Here is a 20,658-nt window from a genome sequence, read left to right as displayed (position 1 = left end):
GCCGCGCAGGCGCGCCACTCGCACACTCGCCACGCGCGCCGCTCGCACACGCGCGAAAGCACCTGCTCTTTCGAATGTAGTGCGGGTGACGGACAGCGCACGCCCCTTTGCGACAAGTGCGCCCCCGGCCCGGTCCGGGATGGTAGTGATCCGGTCATTACGTACCTCCTGCGTACGGTGGCCACAGGCAGGCGGTGTTTCATGGGTTCGCGGTAGGGAAGCCGCGATGAGGAAGGTCTACTTCCGGTTAGCTGAGAGGTCCGACGCGTGACGCTGAAGGTGAACGAGGCAGAGCACGGCAGCTGGGCCGTGCTGCACATCTCCGGCGAACTGGACCTGGTGACCTCACCGGCCGTACGCCAGCATGTCCACCACGCCGTCGCGGACGGCCGCCACCGGGTCGTACTCGACCTCTCCGACGTACTGTTCTGCGACTCCAGCGGGGTCGGGGTGCTGATCGCGGCCCGGCGGCTGATGCGGTCCTGTCAGGGCAGCCTGCGGCTGATCCTGCCGGCGCAGGGCGCGGAGGACGGCAGCCATGTGAACCGGGTGCTGGCGGCGCTCGGGGTGCGGCGGCTCTTCGAGGTGTTCCCTGACGTGGAGACGGCGGTGGACGACACCGCGCAGGCGATGTCGGCCTGACGGGGGCGGCCCTTTCCGCCGGCTGCGGTGGCTCCTGGAGCCCCACTTGTGTCCCTCCGATGTCCCTCTGATGTCCACCTGCCCCTCACGCGGATGATTTCCCCGCATAACCGGGATCGTCGGCGCGCCCACGACGTACGCTCGCCTGCATGGACAGCGCAGAGTACGAGCGCAAGACAGCGGCCCGTTTCGCCTCCTTCGACCAGGACGGCAACGGCTACATCGACCGCGAGGACTTCAGTGCCGCGGCGGCCGCCATTCTTGCCGAGTTCAACACCACCGCCCGCTGCGACAAGGGGCAGGCCCTCTACAGCGGCGCCGAGGCGTTCTGGCAGGGGATGGCCGGAATCGCGGACGTCGACGGCGATCAGCGGGTCAGCCGCGACGAGTTCGTGACCGGGGCGGTCAAGCGGCTACGCGACAACCCGAAGAGGTTCGCCGAGATCGCCCGGCCGTTCATGCACTCGGCGATCGAAATCGCGGCGGGGTCGGACGGCGACGGCCCAGGGGTGACCCTCGCGGCGGCGACCCGCCTGCTCCGCGTACTGGGCGCGGACCCGGAGGTTGCCGAGCAGGTGGCTGCGGCGCTGGATGTCGACGGGGACGGGATCATCACGGAGGACGAGACGATGACGGCGTTCGCGACGTACTACACGGTGGACGGCCCGGACGCGAGGTAGGGGCGGGGGCGCCGGCCCCGCCCGCTCCCGCAGCGCCCCTCACCTCCGTATCCCGTGAGGCCGACTCACCCCCCGAAACGCTCCCGCAGCCGGTACTTCAGGATCTTGCGGAGGGTTTCGTTGCGGGGCATCGCCTCCACCACCTCGACCTGCTCCGGCAGCTTGTACGTGGCGAGGCCGGCGGTGCGGAGGTGGGTGGTGACCTCGGGGAGGGTCAAGGGGGAGGTGCCCGGGTGGAGTTCGAGTACGGCGCACACCCGTTCGCCACGCTCCGCGTCCGGTAGGCCGATCACCGCTGCCTCCGCGACACCCGGATGCGTGTGGAGGAGATCCTCGATCTCCTTGGCCGAGATGTTCTCCCCCTTGCGGATGATCACGTCCTTGAGGCGTCCGGTCAGCACCAGATGGCCGGAAGCCGTCAGATGGCCAAGGTCACCGGTGATCAGGTACCCCTCCCCGTCGAAGGCGGCAGCCGTCGCGGACGGGTCCAGGTAGCCCTGGCAGACCGCCTCGCCCCGGAGTCGTATCTCCCCGTCCTCCCCGGTCGGAACCGGCTTGCCCTCCGCGTCCGTGATGCGGACGGACATGGCTTTCGGGGGGCGCCCCTCCGTCGTGGCGAGGTTCGGGACGGTGTCGTCCGGCGCCCCCATCGTGATCATGGGCACCTCCGTCATGCCGTACCCGTGGGTGAGCTGGCACCCCAGCTCCCGTACCACCGCGTGGTACACCTCCGGCGGCTTCGGCGCACCCCCGCCCGCGAGCAGCCGCAGCGTCGGAATCACCGGGGTGGACGGATCCTTGCGCTGCTCGGCGAGGAACATCGAGTAGAAGGCCGTCGAACCCCCCGCCACCGTCACACCGTGACGACGATATTCGGCCAAAGCTCCGGGCATCGCGAAGTGCTCGAAGAGCACGGCGGGGAAGCCGTACAGCAGCAGCATGATGAGGTAGTCGGGGCCGCCGATGTGCGCGTAGGGGAAGGCGATCGAGCCCACGTCCGCAGGCGTCAGCCGCAGCGCGTGCGCCAGGCAGCCGCCCGCCGCGATCAGCGAGCGGTCTGTGTGCAGCACGCCGCGCGGATCGGAGGTGGTGCCGGAGGTCCAGTAGATCCAGCGGACGGAGCTGCCGTCGGCGAGGGGCGGCGGCAGGACCGCCGGGTCGCCGTCCGGGAGGTCCTCGTACGCGTTGAGTACGAGGAGCGGGCGCGGTAGTCCGAGGGAGAGGCGGTGCGCCATCGAGGCATGGTCGAAGCCCCGCCACTCGCCCGGCACCGCGAAGTAGTCCGCCTTCGACTCCCGTAGCGCGAAACCCACTTCGCGGTCCCGGTAGAAGGGGATGACGGGGGACTGCACCGCGCCCAGGCGGGCGAGCGCCAGGGAGAGGAGCACAGTCTCGATGCGGGTCGGCAGCTGCCAGGCGACCACGCTCCCGGCCCGCACCCCCAGCCCGTACAGCCCGGCGGCCACCCGTTCGGCGCGGGTGTGCAGCTCGCCGAAGGTGAGGACACGGTCGCCCTGGAGGAGGACGGGGCGGTCGGGGGTGAGGGCGGCCCGGCGGGCGACCAGTTCCCAGAGGGTGTGTGAGGTGCCCAGGTCGTGTGCGGCCCGTTCCCGGGCCGCTTTCTCGGCGGACCGCGTGGGCTCCGTGGGCTGGCTGGACTGCGTGGACTCCGTACCGGCGTGCGATGAATTCACTGCGCTCTCCCGGAAGCTGACGGCTCGTCAGAACTGACCGTGAGCGTAGGGCTCCGCGCCTTGTCGGTCCAGAGGTGCACCGCTAGCCTGAATTCTGACGGGTCATCAGATAACGCGAAGGGGAATGCCGGATGGGTCCCACCGAAGTCCGCAGCGACGACCACGCCGAACTGCCGCGCATCATCAGCGTCGACGACCATGTGATCGAGCCCCCGCACCTCTTCTCCACCTGGCTCCCCGCGAAGTACCGCGACCGAGGCCCGCAGCCGCTCACCGCCGGAATCGGTGAACTCGCCTACACCGCGGGCAAATACGTGATCACGATGGATCCGGAAGGGCCGCCGACCGACTGGTGGATCTACGAGGACCTGAAGTTCCCGTACAAGCGGAACATCGCCGCCGTCGGCTTCGACCGCGACGACATGACCCTCGAAGGCATCACCCGGGCGGAGATGCGCAAGGGCTGCTGGGATCCGGCCGAACGGCTCAAGGACATGGACCTGAACCATGTCGAGGGCTCGCTGTGCTTCCCGACGTTCCCCCGCTTCTGCGGGCAGACCTTCGCGGAGGCGCGCGACAAGGAGGTCGCGCTGGCCTGTGTGCGGGCCTACAACGACTGGATGGTCGAGGAGTGGTGCGGCGACAGCGGCGGCCGGCTGATTCCGCTGTGCATCATCCCGCTCTGGGACATCGACCTCGCGGTGGCCGAAATCCGCCGCAATGCGGCCCGTGGGGTGCGGGCGGTCACCTTCTCCGAGATCCCCACCCACCTTGGGCTTCCCTCCATTCACTCCGGTTACTGGGACCCCTTCTTCGCCGTCTGTGAGGAGACCGGGACGGTCGTCAACATGCACATCGGCAGCAGCTCCCAGATGCCCGCCGCGTCGCCCGACGCCCCTCCCGCCGTCCAGGCCTCGCTCTCCTTCAACAACGCGATGGCGTCGATGATGGACTTCCTCTTCAGCGGGGTGCTGGTGAAGTTCCCGCAGCTCAAGCTGGCGTACAGCGAAGGGCAGATGGGCTGGATCCCGTACGCCCTGGAACGCGCGGACGACGTCTGGGAGGAGCACCGCGCCTGGGGTGGCGTGAAGGACCTCATCCCGGAGCCCCCGTCGACGTACTACTACCGGCAGATCTTCTGCTGCTTCTTCCGTGACAAGCACGGGGTGGCCTCGCTGGACGTGGTCGGCCGCGACAACGCGACCTTCGAAACCGACTACCCGCACGTGGACTCGACCTTCCCGCACACCAAGGAGGTCGCCCTCGACCATGTGAAGGGGCTGGACGACGAGACCATCTACAAGCTGATGCGCGGCAACGCGATCCGGATGCTCGGCCTCGACCTGGACCGGGACCGGCGGCCGCGCTGATGGACCTCACGTACACGCCCCAGGAGGAGGACTTCCGGGCGGAGCTGAAGGGCTGGCTGGCGCGGGTGCTGCCCACGCTGCCGCCCCGGCCCGACCCGCTCGACTGGCCGGGCAGGCGGACGTACGACACCGGATGGCAGCGGATGCTGTACGACGCCGGGTACGCCGACCTCCAGCGCGAGGCCACCCCCACCCAGCACCTGATCTTCCTGGAGGAGACGGAACGGGCGGGGGCCCCGTACGTCGGCGCCAACTTCGTCGGGCTGCTGCACGCGGGCCCCACCATCGCCGCCGAGGGGACGGCCGCGCAGCGGGAGCGCTGGCTGCCACCGATCCTGCGGGGCGACGAGGTGTGGTGCCAGGGGTTCAGCGAGCCGGACGCGGGCTCCGACCTGGCCTCACTCCGGACGAAGGCGGTCAGGGACGGGGACGCGTACGTCGTCAGCGGCTCGAAGATCTGGACCTCGCACGCGGAGGTCGCGGACTGGTGCGAGCTGCTGGTGCGCACCACACCCATCACTCCTGACACTCCCAAACACAAGGGCATCAGCTGGCTGGCGATGCCGATGGACGCGCCGGGGGTGACGGTACGGCCGCTGCGGACGCTCGCCGGGTCGGCCGAGTTCGCGGAGATGTTCCTGGACGAGGTACGGATCCCGGTCGGCAACCGGATCGGCGAGGAGAACGACGGCTGGCGGGTCACCATGGTCACTCTCTCCTTCGAGCGCGGCACGGCGTTCGTGGGGGAGGTGGTCGCCTGCCGGCGGACGCTCGGGGCGCTCGCGCGCGAGGCGAGGAAGAACGGGCGCTGGGACGATCCCGTGCTCAGGCGGCAACTCGGGCGCCTCAACGCCGAGTTCGCCGTGCTGTGGCGGCTCACCCAGTGGAACGTCAGCGAGGCGACCGCAAGCGGTGTCCCCGGCGTCGGCGGATCCGTCTTCAAGCTCCGCTACTCCCACGCCCGCCAGCAGCTCTACCGCACGGCCGCCGACGTCCTCGGTCCGGCCGGTGCCCTCGACCTCGACGACCCGCACGGCTGGAACCTCGACCGCCTCTCCTCCCTCTCCTACACCATCGCCGCGGGCACCTCCCAGATCCAGCGGAACATCGTCGCCGAGCGCATCCTCGGCCTCCCGAAGGGCCGGTGAGCCGGAGCCCGTGGACTTCCAACTGACAGCCGATCAACGCGCGTTGCGGCAGGGGCTGCGGGGGCTGCTCGTCCGGCGCTTCCCCCGGGAAGCACTCCGCGCCCCTCTCGACCGGCGCGAGGGCGATACGTGTGCACGCGACCCGCACACCCTCGACCGTGAGCTGTGGCGCGCCCTGGGCGACGCCGGATTCTTCGCGCTCCGCCTTCCCGAGGAGGAGGGCGGTGTGGGCCTCGGCCTCCCCGAGGCGGTGCTGCTCTTCGAGGAGGCGGGCCGGGCGCTGCTGACCGGGCCGCTGGTGGACACCCATCTCGCGGCGGGTGCGGTGAAGGGCGCCGCCGAGGGTGAGGTGGTCGTCACCGCCCAGGCCGGTGAGCTGATTTCCCACCTGGCCCAGTCCGATGTCGTACGGGATCAGGACCGGGCGGCGCTGGAGGGCGTCGCGCGACCCGCGAGCTCGGTGGACCCGCTCACCCCGCTGTGGATCGTTCCGGGCGAGCCCGTGGACCCCTCCCCGGAATCGATTCTTCTCACGGCGGCCGAACAGTCCGGCAGTGCGGCCCGAACACTTCAGATGGCGGTCCAACACGCGCACGAACGGAAGCAGTTCGGGCAACCGGTCGGCGCGTTCCAGGCCGTAAAACACATGTGCGCACAGATGCTGGTGCGATCCGAGCTGGCCCGTACCGCCGTCTACGCGGCAGCCGTCACCGCCGACCCGGTGGAGATCGCGGCGGCGAAGCTGCTGGCCGACGAGGCGGCCGAGGCCAATGCCCGGGACTGCCTCCAGGTGTGCGGCGGGATGGGCTTCACCTGGGAGCACGACGTACATCTGCACCTGAAGCGAGCATGGGTGCGGGCCGCGAGGGGCCCCTCGACGGGGCGACTGGAGGAGGAACTGGCGCAGAATCTGCTGGCCGACGCCTGAGGCAGGCCCTCTGATCAGGTGTGATCGGGATCAACCGGACGGATCGGGACGGAGATTCGGCAGAGTGGACCATTCTTCATGCAGAAGAAGTCACCCTGTGTCGATACCGGGTTGTGTCCTTCGTGGGAGTCGTCACGGGGTGGAGTCGGCTCCCGGCTCCGGTACGCTCCCTCAGATGCGAGTGGTGGTGGAGCGCGGGATTCCCGGTGCGGTCTGTATGGCGGCTCCCGGCCGGGCGACGCGCGTCGAGGCCACCCACCCTCGCGTCGGACCAAGGCGCCACAAGCGCTCGCGTTCGACTCTCCGCAGCGTGCGTCGCACAGTATGCAGGACGCGTACTCCTTCGCGCTGGAATATGCCTGAAGCGCTTGTTGCGGTGACTGTACGTCAACCATGCTGTCCCACAAGGGAATCACGTTCCGTGACCCTGTGGAGACGCGAGGCGTTGTGTCCGCCGGTTCGGATGGTGTGAGCGGTGCAGGTGCTTCAGGTGCAACTGGAAGTCGGGGCGGACCCGGCGGAAGTGGGCCGGGCCCGTAGGTGGGCGCGGTCCAGGTTGGCCGGGTCCGGAATAGCGGCGGACGAGCCGCTCGCTGAGACGCTGGTCCTGCTCATCTCCGAGCTGGTGACCAATGCCGTGGTGCACACCGGGTGTCCGGCCGTGCTGCGGATGCTGTTCCCGTGCGAGGAGGAAGCGGCCGACGGCCGGGATTCCGGTACGGGCGCGAGCGGCAAGCCCCCGCATCCCGTGCCCGGCGGCGGTGGCACGGTCCGGGTGGAGGTCGCGGACGTCAGCGCCTGCCCGCCCAGGCCCCGGCACGCCGAGGGCGACGACACCAATGGGCGCGGCCTGGAACTGGTCGACGGACTCGCCGACCGCTGGGGCTGGCAGGCCGAGGGCAGCGGCAAACGGATCTGGTGCGAGGTGGACCGGCAGGTCGCCCAGCCCGTGGGGGCGCACGTGGACCGCCCGGAATCGAGTGCCTACGAGCCGTCGTGCGCCGTCACAAACATCGCTTAGCGGGCGGTTCGCGGGGTCGGTGTTGACGGCTGGTGGCCGTCTTCCCACCCTTGAGTGAGCGATTCGTCGCGAGGGGACGCCGAGGTGCCGGCCTTGGCGAGGGCGGGTCGGACTGGGGTGGTGGCCACTGCTCGGCGGGGGCCACCACCCGCTCGTACCGCCGCCCACTCCGCTCGCAGTGACGGCACCCGGGCTCGTACCGCTGTCGGCTAGAGGATCGCGACCGGGGCGACCGGCGTCCCCGTTCCGCCGACGAACGGCTCCGGCATCGCGGACAGCAGGAACCCGTACCGCCGCTCCTGCGCGCACGCCTCGGACAGCTCCTCCAGATTCCAGTTCTGGCCCTGGAGCATCCCCATCTCCACCAGATCCAGTGCGTGCACCGGCAGCCACAGGTTCTCGATCTCGGGCGGGAAGATCTCGAAGGTGAGCGTGTCGTTGGCGACCGCCGCCACGTCCCGCGCGTGGAACCACTCCGGGGTCCGGATCGACAGCCCGGGTGACGGATATCCGTACCCGTGCTTGTCGCCCCCCAGGTAGACCTGGATCTGCCCGGTCCGTACGAGCACGATGTCACCGGCGCCGACCTTCAGCCCCGCCAACTCCTCGGCCGCGTCGAGGTCTTCGGGGGTTACGGCGTGGTCGCCGGCCAGCCGTTCCACGCCCCGCGCCCGGGCCACATCCAGCAGGACGCCACGGGACACCACGTGCCTGGCCTTGTCGATGCCGCTGAAGGCGGACCGGGTGTGCGGGGTGATGGTGTCGGCAGGGCGGCCGTTGTAGATCCGGCCCGAGTGCGAGGCATGGGTCAGGGCGTCCCAGTGGGTGCCCGCCTGGAGTCCCATGGTCACCGCGTCGTCGCTGGTGGCGACGGTGCCGGGGCCGAAGAGCTCCTGGTTGATCTGGACCATGGAGTGCAGCGGATTGACCCGGCCGGGGATCATCCCGGTCTGTACGCCGTCCTGGTGGAGCGGCAGGGCGAGCGGTATCCGCCGCCCGCTGCGGACCGTCCCGGCAGCCGCCCGTACCGCCTCGTCCGTGATCAGGTTGAGGGTGCCGATCTCGTCCTCGGCGCCCCAGCGGCCCCAGTTGTTGACGCGCTTGGCGATGTCGTGGAACTCGGCAGGCAGGGACATGTGAAGGGCCTCCTGGGTCTTGTGCCGGAGCATCGGAATGGTTCAGCATCGAGATGCTTGCGAATCTAACGGTCCGTCAGAAACCTTGGGAAGGCGTGGTGATGGGGAACTTCTTGGCCGGCAAGGTCATAGCGGTGACCGGAGCAGGACGCGGAATCGGGCGGGCGGTGGCGCTGGCGTGCGCGGAGGCGGGCGCCCGGGTGGTCGTCAACGACTACGGCGTCTCGATGGAGGGCTCCGAGCCGACCAGTGAGGTCGCGGCGGGTGTCGTCAAGGAGATCGAGGCGGCCGGCGGTACCGCGATCGCGGTCGCGGACGACATCTCCACGATGGCGGGCGGGCAGCGGGTGGTGGACACCGCGCTCGCCGGGTACGGACGGATCGACGGCGTCGTCTGTGTGGCCGGAATCCTGCGCGAGCGGATGCTCTTCAACATGTCCGAGGAGGAGTGGGACCCGGTCATCGCCACCCACCTCAAGGGCACCTTCACCCTCTTCAAGGCGGCGTCCGCGGTCATGCGCCGCCAGGGATCGGGCACGCTGGTCGGCTTCACCAGCGGCAACCACCAGGGCAGCGTCGCCCAGGCCAACTACAGCGCGGCCAAGGGCGGGATCATCTCGCTGGTGCGCAGTGCGGCGCTCGGTCTGCACAAGTACGGGGTGACGGCGAACGCGGTGGCACCGGTCGCGCGGACCCGGATGTCGGCGAACGTACCGATGGAGCTGAAGGAGATCGGGGAGCCGGAGGACGTGGCGGCCCTGGTGGTCTACCTGCTCTCCGAGCGGGCGCGGGCGGAGGGCATCACCGGGCAGGTGTACACGGTGGCCGGGCCGAAGATCGCGGTGTGGGCGCAGCCGCGTGAGCTGCGGGCGGCGTACGCCGCGTCCGGGTCGTGGACGCCGGAGAGCCTGGCGGACTTCCTGCCGGGGACGGTGGGGACGGACCCGATGCCGATGCTGGCGCAACTGGAGTCGATGCGGGAGGCGGCGGGCAAGGGGGAGCGGCCGAACGCGGGGGGTCCGGCCGGGGGCGTGCCGGCCACGGGTGTGCCGGCCACGGGTGTGCCGGTCGGGGCCGTGCCGGTCGGGAGTGAGTCGGGCGAAGGCGTGTCGGCCCAGGTGGCGGCGGATGAAGGGGGAGCACGATGAGGGGTGTCGTTTTCGACGGGAAACAGGTCGAGGTGGTCGACGACCTGGAGATACGGGATCCGGCGCCGGGGGAGGTCCTGGTGGGGATCGGGGCGGCCGGGCTGTGCCACAGCGACATCTCGGTGACGGACGGGACGATCCCGTTCCCGGTGCCGGTGGTGCTCGGGCACGAAGGGGCGGGGGTCGTCGAGGCCGTCGGTGCCGGGGTGACGCACGTGGCGCCCGGGGACCATGTGGCGCTTTCCACGCTGGCCGGGTGCGGTGCCTGTGCCGAGTGCGACCGGGGGCGGCCGACGATGTGCCGGAAGGCGATCGGGATGCCGGGGCAGCCGTTCTCCCGGGGCGGGGTCCCGCTGTACCAGTTCGCCTCCAACTCGGCTTTCGCCGAGCGTACGTTGGTGAAGGCGGTCCAGGCGGTCAAGATCCCGTCCGACATCCCCATGGCCTCCGCCGCACTCATGGGGTGCGGAGTCCTCACCGGGGTCGGGGCGGTGCTCAACCGGGCCAAGGTGGGGCTGGGCGAGACCGTTGTGGTCATCGGGACGGGCGGGATCGGGCTCAACGTCATCCAGGGTGCGCGGATCGCGGGCGCCTCGGTGATCGTCGCCGTCGACACCAATGTGGCGAAGGAGGAGGCGGCCCGGCGCTTCGGGGCCACGCACTTCCTGCCTTCGGTGGACGAGGTACGCGATGTGCTGCCGACCGGGGCGGATCACGTCTTTGAGTGCGTAGGGCGAACTGCCCTCGTACGAAAGGCTGTTGAGCTCCTGGACCGGCACGGGCAGGCGATCCTGCTCGGGATGACGGCGCCCACGGACGAGGCGAGCTTCCTGCCCGCAGCGATGTTCCTGGACAAGTCGATCCTCGGGTGCCGGTACGGGTCCTCGCGGCCGCAGCGCGACATCCCGCTGTACGCGGAGCTGTACCGGCAGGGGCGGCTGCTCCTGGATGAGCTGGTGACCGAGACGTACCCGGTCGAGGACTTCGCCAAGGCTGCGGACGACGCGGAGCACGGGCGGGTCGCCCGGGGGGTGCTGACCTTCTGAGGGCCTGCGAAAGGACCTCGGCTGGCCGCTGGCGGAGTGATGAACTCCCCTTGTATGTACGGGAGTTGATCGCAATTCATTGTCATGTCGGCACTTGTGGCCAAAGGTTGACTAGGTAAGTATGCGCGGCATGACAACTCAAACAGATCCGCCCGCGGCCCCGGCACCCCTCTGGCTCCAGGGCCGCGAGGCAGTGATCGCGGCCGCCGCACCGGACGAGTGGCGGGACGAGGTGCCCGGCTACCACCTCTCCCACACGGTGATGCCGGACCAGCGCACCACTCAGCACCAGGCCGGTTCGCTGGAGGCCATCGTCGAGAGCATCGTGCAGGTCTTCGAGATGGAGGTCTCTCACAAGGCGGACCCGAGCACCTGGGTCTCCATGGTGAGCGAGCGGTTCCGTACCCGGGTCAACGGCGGTGCGTGGGCCGGCTCCGCGGAGATCGTCGAGCGCGGCAGCTACAACATCCTGATCGGCGACTCCGTGTTCTACGGACAGGGCGACACCTTCGAGTCCTCGCACGAGGTCTTCCACACCGCCTTCCCGCAGGGCTTCTACTGGGAGGTCCTGGAAGTGCTGTCGCCGCCGCCGACCGTCGCCTTCAAGTGGCGGCACTGGGGAAGCTTCGAGGGCGAGTACAAGGGCTTTCAGCCGAACGGCCGGCAGATCGAGATGTTCGGGATGAGCGTCGCGAAGGTGAGCGACGAGTTGAAGCTGCTGGAGGTCGAGCACTTCTACGACCCGAACGCGTTCCTGGGGCAGATGACGGGCGGGTGCCCGGTCGCGCACTGAGCGGGGGCGTGCATGCAGCGGTGTCGCGTGCTGATCGGCCGGCGGTGTCGCGTGCTGATCGGCGCCGCGCGCGTGGCGGGGTCGCGCAATGGGCGGCCGGGAGGGCCGTGAGGGGCGGGCCGGGATTTCCGGGCGGGGTTCTGCGGGTGGGATCCCGGGCGGAAAAGGGGTGGGGTGCCGCGGGCCGTGGGTCCTAGTGTCGGCCCATGAGCTACCGCGCCCTCGCCACCCGGCCCGTCCTCGTTCTGGCCGGGGTGTCCGTCACCGCCCGCCTTCCGGTGGCCACGGCACCGCTCGCCGTGGTGCTGCTGGTGCGGGAGCGGCCCGGCGGATACAGCATGGGTGCCGCGCTGGCCGCCGTGTATGTGATCGGCGAGGTGCTCGGCGCCTTCCTGCTCGGGCCCCGGCTGAAGGCCCACCGTGCGCGGCCCGCGCTCGCCGTCGGGCTGGCGGTGGGCGCGCTCTCCTTTGCCGGGCTGGGGGTGTGCGCCCAAGCGCATCCGGTGGTGCTGGGAGCGCTGGCCGCACTGGCCGGGGCCGCCCCCGGTGCGGTGCCCGGCGGGCTGCGTGCCCTGCTGACCTCGCTGGTCGAGGAGGCGGCGGTGGCGCAGGCGTTCAGCGCGGACGCGATGCTCAACTACGCGGTGTGGGCTGCCTCTCCGGCGATCGCCACCGGACTCGCGCTCGGGGTGGACCCGGTGGTCCCGATGTATCTCGCCGCCGGTCTGATGGCCGTCGCCGTGGCCGCACTGTGGGGACTGCCCGCCGGGTGGCCGGCCGACGAGAAGGACCGCGAGGGCGTCTCCATGGCGCGGACCCTCGCCTCCGCATGGCCGCTGTACGTCACCGGCGCGGCCGGACTCTCGCTGCTCGCGCTCGCGGAACTGGTGCTGCCCGCCCTGCTGGAACAGCGGGGCGTGGCGGTCGGCTGGGCGGGCCCGGTACTGGCCGGATACTCGCTGGCGGCGGCGGTCGGGGCGTACGTCTACGGACTGCGCAGCTGGCCCGGCAGCCCCGAGCGGCAGTCCCTGGTGATGCTGGTGACGGTGGCGCTGGTGGTGGGGGCGAGCGCGCTGGTGCCGGTGCTCGGGTGGATCGCGGCGGGGCTGGTGGTGGCCGGGCTGCTCCAGTCCGTCGTCCAGATCGCGCGGGCGCTGTCGCTGAGGAACGCGCTGCCGCGGAGTGCCTTCGCGGCCGGGTACTCGATGATGTACGCGTCCGTGGGGGCGGGGTATGCGGCAAGTGCGGTGCTGGCGGGGGCTGTTCAGAGCGTGGCGGCGCCGTCCACGGCGATTCTGGCGGGGGCGGGGCTGTGCCTGCTGCTGACTTTGGTGGCGGCGGTGGGGGAGCGGCGGAGGTCGGGTTCGGCGTCGGGGCCGGGGTCAGTGGGTGGTGCCGGTGCCGGAGCCGGTGCCGGTTCTGGGGTCGGGGTCGGCGAGGTGGGTGCGGAAGGTGCGGCGGTAGACCGTGGGCGGGACGCCGAGTGCGGCCTGTAGGTGCTGGCGCATCGACTGCGCCGTACCGAAGCCGGCGTCGCGGGCGACCTGGTCGATGGAGAGGTCGCTGGATTCCAGCAGGTGGCGGGCCCGCTCGACGCGTTGCTGGGTCAGCCACTGACCGGGGCTGATCCCGACCTCCTCACGGAAGCGCCGGGTGAAGGTCCGTACCGACATCGACTCCTGCTCGGCCATGTCCCGGAGCTGGATCGGCTCGTGGAGATGCCCCAGCGCCCAGGCGCGGCCCGCGGTGGTGGTGGCCAACTGGGGCTCCGGCACCGGGCGTTGGATGTACTGCGACTGCCCGCCGTCCCGGTGCGGAGGTACCACGCTGCGCCGGGCGACGTCATTGGCGACGGCGGCCCCGAAGTCCCGGCGCACCATGTGCACGCACAGGTCGATGCCCGCGGCGACGCCGGCCGAGGTGAGGACGTCGCCGTCGTCCACGTACAGCACCTCGGGATCGACCAGCACCGACGGGAAGAGCCGCTGGAACTGTTCCGCCCAGTGCCAGTGGGTGGTGGCGGGCCGGCCGTCCAGGTAGCCCGCCGCGGCGAGGACGAAGCCGCCGGTGCAGATGGAGGCCAGGCGGGTGCCGGGGCGTAGGTACTCGAAGATCTTGGCGATCTCGGGCGGGAGCCGGCCGCCCTCGAAGAGGCCGGCCGGCTCGTACGAGGCCGGGATGATCAGGGTGTCGGTGCCGGCCAGGACTTCCGGACCGTGCTCGACGTGCAGGGAGAAGTCGGCCTGGGTCGGGATGAGCCGGCCGGGCGAGGTGCCGAAGGTGGTGACCTCGTAGAGAGGGGTGCCGTCGGCGGCGAAGGTGCGGCCGAAGATGCGGTGCGGGATGCCGAGCTCGAAGGGGATGACGTGGGGGAGGGCGAGGACGGCTATGCGGTGGGGGTGGGAGGGAGGCGTGGTGGCCGGGGGAGCGGGGGGCCGGGGGGTGGAGGGCTGGGGGGCGGGCTCTTGCGGGGGCATGGCCCGATCGTAGCGAATGCTGGCCTTCGGGCCACTCGTTCGGGAAGATCGTGGCCGGGATGCTGATGCGTATGACGCAGACGACCCCTCCCGTACGGCCCCTGCGGGCCGATGCTCCCGTGCCGGTGGATGTGCCGGTGGATGATGAAGTGGCTGTGCTGGAACGGGAACTGGGCGCACCAGGTCACGTTCACCGCTCCCGCAGGCCTCGTATTCACCGTGCGTGGTTCGTCGCGGCGGTCACCTTTGTGACGATCATCGGTGCCGCCGCCTTCGCCTCGCTGCCGGGGCTGCTGATCGAGCCGCTGGAGAAGGACTTCGGCTGGTCACGCGGCACCATCGGCATCGCGGTCTCGGTGAACCTCGCGCTGTACGGGCTGACCGCGCCCTTCGCCGCCGCGCTGATGGACCGCTTCGGGATCCGGAAGGTGGTGGCGGTCGCGCTGACGGTGATCGCCGTCGGCTCGGCGCTGACCGTGGTGATGACCACTGCCTGGCAACTGATCCTGTTCTGGGGCGTGTTGGTGGGGCTGGGCAGCGGCTCGATGGCGCTGGCCTTCGCCGCCACGGTGACCAACCGGTGGTTCGTGGCCCGTCGGGGGCTGGTCACCGGCATCCTCACCGCCGCCGGTGCCTCCGGGCAGCTGGTCTTCCTGCCGCTGCTCTCCTGGCTGGTCGTGAACGAGGGCTGGCGGCCCGCCTCCATCACGGTCGCGCTCGCCGCGCTGGCCGTCGTCCCCTTCGTATGGCTGCTGCTGCGTGACCACCCGGCGGACGTGGGCCTGGCGCCGTACGGCGCGGAGAACTTCGTACCGAAGCCACCGCCGGTCGCGGGCGCCGCCCGCCGTGCCGTCACCGTCCTCTTCAAGGCGGCGAAGACCGGGCCGTTCTGGCTGCTGGCCGGCACCTTCGCGATCTGCGGCGCCTCCACCAACGGCCTGGTCAAGACCCACTTCATCCCCGCCGCCCACGACCACCACATGCCCATCCAGGCGGCGGCCGGGCTCCTCGCGGTCATCGGCGTCTTCGACATCATCGGCACCATCGCCTCCGGCTGGCTCACCGACCGCTTCGAATCCCGCCGCCTGCTCGCCGTCTACTACGCGCTGCGCGGCGTCTCCCTCCTCTTCCTGCCGATGCTCCTGGCCCCCACCGTCCACCCGCCGATGATCTTCTTCATCGTCTTCTACGGCCTCGACTGGGTGGCGACCGTCCCGCCGACCATCGCGCTGTGCCGCGAGTACTTCGGGGATGACAGCGCCATCGTCTTCGGCTGGGTGCTGGCCTCGCACCAGGTGGGAGCGGGAGCCGTCGCCTTCCTGGGCGGCGTCGCCCGCGACCTCTTCGGCGACTACGACGTGGTCTGGTACGCCTCCGGCGCGCTGTGCGCGGTGGCCGCTCTGCTGGCCCTCATCATCCGAAAGCCGCAGAAGGCGAAGACGAGCCTGGCAGGATAGTTCCCCTGTCCCCTGACCAGGGGGAACAGGGGGGAATCAGCCATGAGTGAAGCCATGGGCGCAGCCACGAACCTGCCCGTGATCGCGTCCACATCCACGTCCACGTCCGCGCCCACAACCACGCCCGCGTCCAGACGCAAACGCCGCCGCCCGGCCGGAACCACCGCCACCGCCGCAGCACTCCTCGCCTTCCTGACCGGCACCACCCTGACGGCCTGCGGCACGGAGCAGGCAGGCAGCGTCGGCTCGGGCGGAGGCAGTCCCATCGTCTGCCCCGACGGCAGCACCCCGAACCCGGCGACGACGGGGGGCTCGGGAGAGGACCTGACGTCGGAAGACGCCGGGGGCGCGGGCTCGGGAGAGGACCTCACCTCGGACGACGTCGGTGGTACGGGTGAGGACCTGACCTCGGACCCCACGGCAGGTGCGGGCACGGGGGAGGACCTGACGTCCGAGGACGTGGGAGGCGCCGGGGAGGACCTCACCTCGGAGGACGTCGGGGGTGCGGGCGAGGACCTGACGTCCGACCCCGGCGCGGGCGACGCGGACCACCCGGAGGGTCCGAGTGAGTGCTGGGGGCCGGAGCACGGGGGAAACCAGTCCTCGACCCCGCCCCGCGTCAACGGCGTACCGACCGTCGGCGCCCACCGCTGGTACGGCATGAAGACCGAGTTCACCACCTATCTGCGGTCGACCCCGTCCAAGACCGACGACGCCCTCGCCGAAGGCCTCCGCATGGTCAAGATCCGCCTCCCGGAAACCTCCAGGATCATGGAAGCCCGCATCGCCTCCGACTGCGGCCCCATGGACGACGACTGCGCCGCCCAGATCCAGGCCTTCGCCAACTGGCGCAAATCCACATACAACGACCAAGGCCACGTCGTCCTCTTCGGCGGCGGCAAAATCAAACTGGAACAGACCTGGTAGCCAGCAGCCCACGACTGCATCCCCCGCTATGCCCCGCCCCTCGGGCGTCGGGCCGCCCACGGAGCCGAACCCCACCGACCCCGGCCCGCCCCGGTCCCGCCGCCTGCCGCACCACCCCTACCTCACCTCACCCACCAAACCCCTCAAACCCCCCAAACAGCCCCCGGTGGAACACCAACGGCAAAACCCCGTCCGCCCCAGCCCCCAACGCCTCCACCCGCCCCACCACAATCAAGTGATCCCCTCCGGTGTGCACCGTCTGAATCGTGCAGTCCACCCAAGCCGCCACCCCATCCAGCCTCGGTGACCCCGTCACAGGCGCCCCCTCGTACTCCACCCCCGCGAACTTGTCCGCCCCACTGCGCGCGAACCCCAGACACAGCTCACTCTGCTGCGCGCCCAGCACATTGACGCAGAAGACCCCGGCGCGGGCGATACGCGGCCAGGTCGTCGACGTACGGGCCACCATGAAGACGACCAGTGGCGGATCCAGCGACAAGGACGCGAAGGACTGACAGGCGAACCCGGCGGGTGGCTCACCGTCCGGCCCTGACGTGCCCGGTGAAGTGACAACGGTGACGCCACTCGCGAAGTTCCCCAGCACCCGCCGGAATTCGGCCGGATCAAGTGGAAGTCGCTCGTCCGTGCCCACGGCCCGAAGGTCGGGGCGGGGCAGCGGCTCGACCGGTTCGGCGACCGTAGCGGCGCCGACGGACCTCAGGTATCGAACGGCGGTGGCCGCCATCCCAGCGTGTCCCATCACACCATCGATTGAAGCTGACGCATCGTCAGATGGGAAGAGCTGGAAGCCCCCGGTAAAGAGACGCAGCCCCATCGACAAAGGAGCCGGCCCGCCCGCAGGACCCGCAAGCCCGCTGCGGCCCCCGCTACAGCCCCCGGTACCGAGGCGTCCGCCGCTCCACGAAGCTCGTCACGCCCTCATTCGCGTCGGCGGTCGTCATGTTGATCTCCTGCGCCACCGCCTCGGCGGTCAGCGCCGTGGCGCGGTCCGAGTCGAGGGAGGCGTTGACAAGCTGCTTGGTGAGGGCGAGTGCCCGGGTGGGCCCTGCTGCCAGCCGCTCCGCCCAGGCGCGGGCCGTCTTCTCCAACTCGTCCGCCGGTACGACCCGGTTGACCAGCCCCAGCCGCTCCGCCTCCACGGCCGGCAGCGCGTCACCGAAGAACATCAGCTCCTTCGCCCGCTGCGGCCCGATCAGTCGGGGGAGGAGATACGCCCCGCCCCCGTCCGGCACCAGCCCGCGCCGCACGAACACCTCGATGAACTTGGCCCCTTCGGCGGCGATGACCAGGTCACAGGCGAGCGCGAGATGGGCGCCGATCCCGGCTGCCGTTCCGTTCACCGCCGCGATCACCGGCTTCTCGCAGTCGAGAACGGCGGTGATCAGCCGCTGCGCACCGAGCCTGATCATCCGGGCGACATCCCCGGCCACCCGGTCCCTGGCAGGGGCGGACGATCCGCTTCCGGTGCCGCCCCGCAGATCGGCCCCCGCGCAGAATCCCTTGCCCGTCGCGGTCAGGACGACCGCCCGGACCTCGGGGTTCGCGGATGCCTCGGAAAGCAGCGAAACAATCCGTTCCCGCTGGTCAGCGGTAATGGCGTTCATGGCTTCGGGGCGGTTGAGGGTGATCCACGAGACGCCGTTGTCAGTGGCGTGGAGTATCAATGAATCCACGGAGAGTGACGGATTGTTCGGGGAGGAAGTCATGGGTGTTCGGCTCCAGTTGGCCCAGTGGGTCCCGTTGGTGAGGCGGCGGACAGGATCTGTGGATTCAGCGGCAGACGGCGAGCGCGTCCAGCGCCACCGCACCCTGTCCGCGCGGCAGGACCATCAGTGGGTTGATGTCCAGCTCGCTGAGGTCGTCACCGAGTTCCAGGGCCATCCGCTGGACCCGCAGTACGACCTCGACGAGCGCGTCCACGTCCGCCGGGGGCGCCCCCCGGACACCCTCCAGGAGGGGATGCCCGCGCAGCTCCGTGAGCATCGCGCGCGCATCGCTCTCACCGAACGGCGGGACCCGCACGGCCGCGTCCCCGAGGACCTCCACCAGTACGCCGCCGAGACCGACGGTGACGGTGGGCCCGAAGAGCGCGTCCCGGCCCACCCCGACGACCATCTCGACGCCCCGCTCGATCATCTGGCAGACCAGGATGCCGTCCAGGTCGACGCCTTCGTACGCGGCGATGTCGGTCAGCTCGCGATAGGCGTCCCTGACCTGGCTGGCAGAGGTCAACCCGACCTTTACCAGGCCGAGTTCGGTCTTGTGGCCGAGCTGCGGCCCCGACGCCTTCATCACCACCGGGTAGCCGACCTGCGCCGCCGAGCGGACCGCCGCCGCCGCGCTGGTCACCAACTGCTCGCGCGGCACCCGGATTCCGTACGCCCTGAGCAACTGCTTCGCCGCGTGCTCGCTGAGCTGCTGGCCCGGACGCATCAGTGCCTGCGCCTTGCGGAACGAGGGGGAAGGCGTGCGCGGCGCCTCGTCGAACGGCGACCGGTAGCCGGCCGTGAAGCGGTGGTGCTCCAGGTAGGCGCGTACGGCGGTGATGCAGTTGCCGAAGGTGCGGAAGGTGGCCAGCCGGGAGGAGCCCAGGAGGGTCTGACGGTAGGCGTCCTCGGTGCCGACGGGGGAGCCCCAGACCACACAGATCAGCTTGTCGGTGGCCTCCGCGGCGTCCGCCAGGTCCTGGGCCAGCCTGTCGCTCATCGGGGGGAAGGGGCCGGTGATCGGACAGATCAGGACCCCGACGGACGGGTCGGCCAGAATCGCGTCGATGATCTTCCGGCCGCGCCAGTCACCGACCGGGTGACCGCCGTTGTCGATGGGATTGGCGACCCCCAGATACTCCGGTATCCACTCGTGCAGCTCCGCCTGCTTGGCGGCGGACAGCGTCGGCAGTCCGAGGCCCGCGGCCGTCGCCAGGTCCGCGAAGTGCGCGCCCGTTCCGCCCGAGATCGAATACACGGCGACACCGTCGGCCTGCGGGGCGCGGGCGCGGGCCAGCAGGGCTGCGGTGTCCTGGAGTTCGTCGAGACCGTCCACCCGGATCACCCCGAACTGGCGCATCGCGGCGTCCACCACGTCGTCCGCCCCGGTCAGCTTCCCGGTGTGTGACGCGGCGGTTCGGGCCCCGGTCTCGGTCCTGCCGACCTTGACGGCGACGACAGGGACCTTGTTGCGGGCGGCCCGGTCGGCGGCGAGGAGGAAGGCACGGCCGTCCTTGAGGCCCTCGATGTAGGCGGCGATCGCGCCGACCTCGGGGAGGGAGGAGAAGTAGGAGATGAAGTCAGCGGTTTCGAGGTCCGCCTCGTTGCCGGTGGGGGCCCAGTGCGACAGCCGCACACCGATCTGCTGAAGGGAGAAGACGGGGCGGCCCTGGTGGCCGGACTGGGTGATCAGGGCGATGGCGGGACCGGAGAGATCCTCGCGGAAGCGCTCGAAGGCGTTGAGGTTGGTGTTGGGACCGAGGAGACGCAGCCCGGAGTCGGTGGCCGAGACGGCGGCCGCCAGGCGGGCCTGGGCGGCGGCACCCTCCTCACCTGTCTCGGCGAACCCGGAGGCGAAGGCCACCGCGAACCGCACCTTGGCGTCGGAGAGCTCATCGACAAGCGGAAGGGGGTCCTTGACCAGCAGCACGGCGAGATCGACCTGCTCGGGAAGAGCGGAGACGGAGGGCACACAGGGCAGACCGAAAACGGACTCGCGTGTGGGGTGGACGGGGTGCAGGCGGGCCCCCACCCGCTCCGCCCAGGCGAGCAACTGGCGGGTGATACCCGTGTTGGGGCGCCCCTCGGCATCGGAGGCACCGACCACCGCGACGGACTCCGGGCGGAAGAAGCGGTCCAGGTCGGGGACGGGGGCGTGCAGCGGCCGGCCGCTGACATCCCGGTCGTCGGCCGCAGGGGTCGCAGGTGGCGTCGAGCCGTGGACGGCGGCCGACCTGGATTCGTCGCCACAGGCCACGACGCGGTGGCGGAGACCGGAGGTGAGGGTGCCGTGCGTTGATCCAAGCATCGCTGAGCCCGCTCCTGCTCTTTGGTCGGACGGTCAATTCTCTGACGCTCTGTCAGATTACTGAATTGACGGTCCGTCAGGAACAGTGCGGTGCGGACGGGTTCCACGCGGGGTGGTGCGAGCGGTTCCGTTTCGGCCGGTGCGGGTGGTTCTGCG

The 20,658-nt window shown here is 70.5% G+C and carries 18 protein-coding genes; 12 read left to right on the top strand and 6 right to left on the bottom strand.

Annotated elements, in window-relative coordinates; genetic code table 11:
* The first annotated feature begins 267 nt into the window (after positions 1-267).
* On the top strand, positions 268-642 hold the full coding sequence (locus tag ACIA73_RS30875; protein ID WP_399442141.1) for an STAS domain-containing protein: 375 nt from the start codon (positions 268-270) through the stop codon (positions 640-642).
* A 149-nt stretch (positions 643-791) separates the two neighbouring features.
* Positions 792-1,322, top strand: a complete 531-nt coding sequence (locus ACIA73_RS30870) for an EF-hand domain-containing protein (protein ID WP_399442140.1) — start codon at positions 792-794, stop codon at positions 1,320-1,322.
* Between the two features lie 65 nt (positions 1,323-1,387).
* Here the strand turns inward: ACIA73_RS30870 and ACIA73_RS30865 are convergent, their stop codons facing one another.
* Entirely contained in the window at positions 1,388-2,914 is a 1,527-nt protein-coding gene (locus ACIA73_RS30865; RefSeq protein ID WP_399442211.1) for a class I adenylate-forming enzyme family protein, read from the bottom strand.
* A gap of 233 nt (positions 2,915-3,147) precedes the next feature.
* On the opposite strand from ACIA73_RS30865, the gene ACIA73_RS30860 reads away from it, so the two are divergent.
* The 4 genes from ACIA73_RS30860 (at position 3,148) to ACIA73_RS30845 (ending at position 7,483) form a co-directional block, all read left to right on the top strand.
* Positions 3,148-4,386 carry an amidohydrolase family protein gene (locus ACIA73_RS30860; protein ID WP_399442139.1) on the top strand — a complete coding sequence of 413 codons (1,239 nt, stop codon included), beginning with the start codon at positions 3,148-3,150 and terminating at the stop codon, positions 4,384-4,386.
* The gene (locus tag ACIA73_RS30855) at positions 4,386-5,534 is read left to right on the top strand and encodes an acyl-CoA dehydrogenase family protein (protein ID WP_399442138.1); all 1,149 of its coding nucleotides are present in this window, start codon (positions 4,386-4,388) and stop codon (positions 5,532-5,534) included. The genes ACIA73_RS30860 and ACIA73_RS30855 overlap by 1 nt, the downstream gene beginning before the upstream one ends.
* A 10-nt stretch (positions 5,535-5,544) precedes the next feature.
* Positions 5,545-6,462, top strand: a complete 918-nt coding sequence (locus ACIA73_RS30850; RefSeq protein WP_399442137.1) for an acyl-CoA dehydrogenase family protein — start codon at positions 5,545-5,547, stop codon at positions 6,460-6,462.
* 475 nt (positions 6,463-6,937) lie between these two features.
* A complete protein-coding gene (locus ACIA73_RS30845; protein ID WP_399442136.1) occupies positions 6,938-7,483 on the top strand; it encodes an ATP-binding protein in 546 nt (181 codons plus the stop codon).
* Between the two features lie 209 nt (positions 7,484-7,692).
* Here ACIA73_RS30845 and ACIA73_RS30840 read toward each other — a convergent pair whose 3' ends face one another.
* Positions 7,693-8,619, bottom strand: coding sequence for a cyclase family protein (locus ACIA73_RS30840; RefSeq protein WP_399442135.1), 927 nt, complete (start codon positions 8,617-8,619; stop codon positions 7,693-7,695).
* Positions 8,620-8,720: 101 nt separating this feature from the next.
* On the opposite strand from ACIA73_RS30840, the gene ACIA73_RS30835 reads away from it, so the two are divergent.
* From ACIA73_RS30835 to ACIA73_RS30820, 4 genes are all read left to right on the top strand, one after another.
* On the top strand, positions 8,721-9,767 hold the full coding sequence (locus ACIA73_RS30835) for an SDR family oxidoreductase (RefSeq protein WP_399442134.1): 1,047 nt from the start codon (positions 8,721-8,723) through the stop codon (positions 9,765-9,767).
* The gene (locus tag ACIA73_RS30830) at positions 9,764-10,813 is read left to right on the top strand and encodes a Zn-dependent alcohol dehydrogenase (protein ID WP_399442133.1); all 1,050 of its coding nucleotides are present in this window, start codon (positions 9,764-9,766) and stop codon (positions 10,811-10,813) included. The genes ACIA73_RS30835 and ACIA73_RS30830 overlap by 4 nt, the downstream gene beginning before the upstream one ends.
* A 130-nt stretch (positions 10,814-10,943) precedes the next feature.
* Positions 10,944-11,606, top strand: coding sequence for a SnoaL-like polyketide cyclase (locus ACIA73_RS30825; protein ID WP_399442132.1), 663 nt, complete (start codon positions 10,944-10,946; stop codon positions 11,604-11,606).
* A 206-nt stretch (positions 11,607-11,812) separates the two neighbouring features.
* A complete protein-coding gene (locus tag ACIA73_RS30820; protein WP_399442130.1) occupies positions 11,813-13,102 on the top strand; it encodes an MFS transporter in 1,290 nt (429 codons plus the stop codon).
* On the opposite strand, the gene ACIA73_RS30815 is transcribed toward ACIA73_RS30820, so the two are convergent.
* Positions 12,989-14,083, bottom strand: coding sequence for a GlxA family transcriptional regulator (locus tag ACIA73_RS30815; protein WP_399442129.1), 1,095 nt, complete (start codon positions 14,081-14,083; stop codon positions 12,989-12,991). The genes ACIA73_RS30820 and ACIA73_RS30815 overlap by 114 nt on opposite strands.
* A gap of 71 nt (positions 14,084-14,154) precedes the next feature.
* Between ACIA73_RS30815 and ACIA73_RS30810 the strand changes: the two genes are divergently transcribed.
* Complete coding sequence (locus ACIA73_RS30810; RefSeq protein ID WP_399442128.1) at positions 14,155-15,540, top strand: MFS transporter; 1,386 nt, start codon at positions 14,155-14,157, stop codon at positions 15,538-15,540.
* A gap of 42 nt (positions 15,541-15,582) precedes the next feature.
* A complete protein-coding gene (locus ACIA73_RS30805; RefSeq protein ID WP_399442127.1) occupies positions 15,583-16,467 on the top strand; it encodes a hypothetical protein in 885 nt (294 codons plus the stop codon).
* 127 nt (positions 16,468-16,594) lie between these two features.
* Here ACIA73_RS30805 and ACIA73_RS30800 read toward each other — a convergent pair whose 3' ends face one another.
* From ACIA73_RS30800 to ACIA73_RS30790, 3 genes are all read right to left on the bottom strand, one after another.
* Complete coding sequence (locus ACIA73_RS30800) at positions 16,595-17,227, bottom strand: flavin reductase family protein (RefSeq protein WP_399442126.1); 633 nt, start codon at positions 17,225-17,227, stop codon at positions 16,595-16,597.
* Between the two features lie 127 nt (positions 17,228-17,354).
* Complete coding sequence (locus ACIA73_RS30795) at positions 17,355-18,194, bottom strand: enoyl-CoA hydratase/isomerase family protein (RefSeq protein WP_399442125.1); 840 nt, start codon at positions 18,192-18,194, stop codon at positions 17,355-17,357.
* 64 nt (positions 18,195-18,258) lie between these two features.
* On the bottom strand, positions 18,259-20,502 hold the full coding sequence (locus ACIA73_RS30790; protein WP_399442124.1) for an acetate--CoA ligase family protein: 2,244 nt from the start codon (positions 20,500-20,502) through the stop codon (positions 18,259-18,261).
* Between the last annotated feature and the right edge of the window lie 156 nt (positions 20,503-20,658).

The sequence above is a fragment of the Streptomyces sp. NPDC051561 genome (genome assembly GCF_044454195.1).
Classification (GTDB): Bacteria; Actinomycetota; Actinomycetes; order Streptomycetales; family Streptomycetaceae; genus Streptomyces.
Note: the sequence above shows the minus strand (reverse complement) of the source record. Positions and strands in the feature narration are given on the sequence as shown.